The sequence below is a fragment of the Gryllotalpicola sp. genome (assembly GCF_027352875.1).
Taxonomy (GTDB): Bacteria; Actinomycetota; Actinomycetes; order Actinomycetales; family Microbacteriaceae; genus Gryllotalpicola.
Genome location: NZ_DAIEII010000037.1, coordinates 1 through 3,379 on the forward strand (window position 1 = coordinate 1; position 3,379 = coordinate 3,379).

At 66.9% G+C, this 3,379-nt stretch carries 3 protein-coding genes and 1 tRNA gene; 1 reads left to right on the forward strand and 3 read right to left on the reverse strand.

The window, feature by feature from the left end; genetic code table 11:
- Positions 1–473 precede the first annotated feature (473 nt).
- Positions 474–555, reverse strand: a tRNA-Tyr gene (locus tag M7D61_RS04450).
- Positions 556–722: 167 nt separating this feature from the next.
- Between M7D61_RS04450 and M7D61_RS04455 the strand changes: the two genes are divergently transcribed.
- Positions 723–1,211 carry a YajQ family cyclic di-GMP-binding protein gene (locus tag M7D61_RS04455; RefSeq protein WP_298228010.1) on the forward strand — a complete coding sequence of 163 codons (489 nt, stop codon included), beginning with the start codon at positions 723–725 and terminating at the stop codon, positions 1,209–1,211.
- A gap of 14 nt (positions 1,212–1,225) precedes the next feature.
- Here M7D61_RS04455 and M7D61_RS04460 read toward each other — a convergent pair whose 3' ends face one another.
- Together M7D61_RS04460 and M7D61_RS04465 are read right to left on the reverse strand one after the other, a co-directional pair.
- A complete protein-coding gene (locus M7D61_RS04460) occupies positions 1,226–2,587 on the reverse strand; it encodes an FAD-dependent oxidoreductase (protein ID WP_298228012.1) in 1,362 nt (453 codons plus the stop codon).
- 81 nt (positions 2,588–2,668) lie between these two features.
- Positions 2,669–3,379, reverse strand: a 711-nt coding sequence (locus M7D61_RS04465; protein WP_298228014.1) for a polyprenyl synthetase family protein, incomplete at its 5' end; no start/stop codon positions are given.

Here is a 3,379-nt window from a genome sequence, read left to right on the forward strand (position 1 = left end):
ATCCTGGTGAGTGTGTTGTCGTAGATGAGAACGGCCACCGCGTGATTCTTGGAAAGACCTATCAAAACCGTTTCCGAAAGAAGACACGCGATGACCGCACCCCATTTTATTGACCCTGCCCGTTTCCTGTCCGAACAGCTCGAGCAAGCTTCCCCAGATCCTCGACTCCCTCAAACGACTACTCCAACGAACTACCGGCGCAGGACACTAGATTTCAACGAGCGTCGACACAGGGCCCGTTAAGCACCGGGGGCCCCGCAATGCGAGGCCCCGGGCGGATGACGTTCCTTGCGGCCCGTCATGTCGTCGCTGCAATCGAAAATGCGCCGTTCCACCGCCCCTTGTGAGCTATCGCGCGAACCTATTCCGCGGTGCGATTCCCCACGTATTCCCCACGCGCTACTCCTGCCACAAAGCGGAAGAACGAAAGAGCCCCGGCAGATTAGGAATCTGACCGGGGCTTTCTTTGCGGGTGGCGAGTGAGGGATTCGAACCCCCGAAGTCGAAGACGGCTGATTTACAGTCAGATCCCTTTGGCCGCTTGGGTAACTCGCCGTTGGTGCCCCCGACCACGTGTGGTCACCTGACCGGAGGCGCCTGTCAATCCTACCGGCGGGGTCACCGCCCAAGAAATCGCTTCGAGATCGCTGCTGTGGCCTTCAACGATGCCCGGAAACGGCGGAAACTACGATCTCGACAGGTCGCGGCGGCAGGATAGACGCATGGCAGATTCGACGTTCGATGTGGTCTCCAAGGTCGACAAGATGGAGGCCGACAACGCGGTCAACCAGGCTGCGAAGGAGATCGAGCAGCGCTACGACTTCAAGAACATCGGCGCCTCGATCGAGTGGTCGGGCGAGAAGATCCTCATGAAGGCGAACTCGGAGGAGCGCGTCAAGGCCATCCTCGACGTGCTCGAGTCGAAGCTCATCAAGCGCGGCATCTCGCTCAAGTCGCTCGACGCCGGCGCGCCGTTCGCCTCGGGCAAGGAGTACCGGCTGGAGGCATCCCTCAAGAACGGCATCGACCAGGCCAACGCGAAGAAGATCTCGCAGCTCATCCGCGATGAGGCGCCGAAGACGGTGAAGAGTCAGATCCAAGGCGACGAGCTGCGCGTCTCGTCGAAGTCGCGCGACGACCTGCAGGCGACGATCACCCTGCTCAAGGGCAAGGACCTCGAGATCGACGTGCAGTTCGTCAACTTCCGCTAAGCCGGATTCCGGCGTCAGGCCTCTGCGCGGCTGATCGCGACCATCTCGTCGCGCGGCACGACCTTGATGCGCGCCCGGCCGGCCGCCGAACCCAGCGCGATCTCGTGCTCGTCGAGGCGGTGCCAGCCCTCCAGATCCGTGTAGCGGATTCCCCGCGACTCGAGCAGTTCGACGATCGCCGACTCTTCGGGCCGGGTCGGCGCCCACCAGTCGCCCAGGTCGTTGATGAGGTGCGAGATGGTCTCCATCGCGTCGGACTTGGTGTGGCCGATGAGGCCGACCGGGCCGCGCTTGATCCAGCCCGTGGTGTAGAGGCCGGGCACGCGATCGTTGCCGGAATCCGCCAGGACCTGGCCTTCGCGGTTCGGGATGACGCCATGGCGCTCGTCGAACGGCACGCCCGGCAGCGGCGAACCGAAGTAGCCCACCGCGCGGTAGACGGCCTGCACCGGGATCTCGCGCACCTCCCCGGTGCCGACGACGCCGCCTTGCCCGTCGGGGGCGGTGCGCTCGTACCGGATGGCGCCGACGCTGCCGCTGCCGTCGTCGACGATTTCGAGCGGCTTTGCGTAGAAGTGCAGGTGGAGGCGGCGACTCGCCGTGCCAGGCGGGCGCTGCCGCCATGCCTGCAGCACGCGGTCGACGACGAGCACCTGCTTGTTGCCGGCGATCGCCTCGCGGTCGTGCTCGTCGTAGTCGAAGTCCTCGTCGTAGACGACCATGTCGACGTCCGGCACCTCGCCGAGTTCGCGCAGTTCGAGCGGCGTGAACTTCACCGCGGTCGGGCCGCGGCGGCCGAAGACATGGACGTCCGTCACCGGCGACGACTTCAGAAGGCGGTAGACGTTGTCCGGGATCTCGGTGGGCAGCAGGTCGTCGGCGTGCTTCGCGAGAACGCGTGCGACATCCAGCGCCACGTTGCCGTTGCCGATGACGGCGACCTCACGGGCGTCGAGGGGCCACCCCCGCGGCACGTCGGGGTGGCCGTCGTACCAGCTCACGAAGTCGGCGGCGCCGTAGGAGCCCGCAAGGTCGATGCCGGGGACGTCGAGATCGGCGTCCCGCACCGCGCCGGTTGCGAAGACGACCGCGTTGTAGTGCTGCTTGAGGTCGTCCAGGGTCAGGTCGACGCCGAAGCGCACGTTGCCGAACACGCGGATGCCGCCGGAGTCGAGCACCTCGCGCAGCGCCGTGATGATGCCTTTGATGCGCGGGTGGTCGGGGGCGACGCCGTAGCGCACCAGCCCGTACGGCGCGGGCAGGTGGTCGAAGAGGTCGATCGAGACGTCGAAGCTGCGCTCCGCGCGCAGCAGGATGTCGGCGGTGTAGATGCCGGCCGGGCCGGCCCCGACGATCGCCAGGCGGAGCTTGGTCACGTGCTTCTCCTCGTCAACGTTGCCGTTCGGTACGAATGTGCCCGACCGGACGGACGCGCTCGTATCCAACGGCAACGTTCGCTAGCTGTTCCGCTCGACAACGGTCTCGGCGAACCTGGTCAAAGCCTTCTTCACGGAGCCCTTCGGCAGCACGGCGATTGCGGCGATCGCCCGCGCTGCCCAGGCGCGCGCCTCGTCGTGCGTCTCGCGCGTGACCGCGTGCGCGCGCAGCCGCGCCACTCCGGCCGAGACGTCGACGGCGTCGGGCTGTCCGATGACGGATTCCTCGAGCTCGGCCAGCAGCGCGGCCGCGGCCTCGTCGCCGGAATCCGCCAGCCCCCGCAGTTTGAGCAGCGGCAGCGTCACCACCCCGGCCCGCAGATCGGTGCCGGCGTTCTTGCCGGTGGCCGGATCGTCGGAGAGGTCGATGACATCGTCCCGGAGCTGGAATGCGATGCCCACGTTCTCGCCGTACTCGAGCAGCGCCGACTCGAACTCGGCGGGCGCCCCCGAGAACACGATGCCGAACTGCGCCGCCGTTGCGATGAGCGAGCCCGTCTTGTCGGCGAGCACGCGCAGGTAGTGCTCGATCGGGTCGTCGCCCGGACGCGGACCGACCGTCTCGTGCAGCTGGCCGAGGCAGAGGCGCTCGAAGGTGTCGGCCTGCAGCTTGATGGCCCGCTCGCCGAGCCGCGCGATGAGCTGGCTGGCGCGGGCGAAGAGCAGGTCGCCGGTGAGCACCGCGACCGCGTTGCCGTAGACGAGCTGCGCGCTCGGAACGCCGCGGCGCTG

Bases quoted from the DNA above. Each gene is read 5' to 3' on its own strand.
- M7D61_RS04455 (WP_298228010.1), top strand. From the start codon at position 723: ATGGCAGATTCGACGTTCGATGTGGTCTCCAAGGTCGACAAGATGGAG.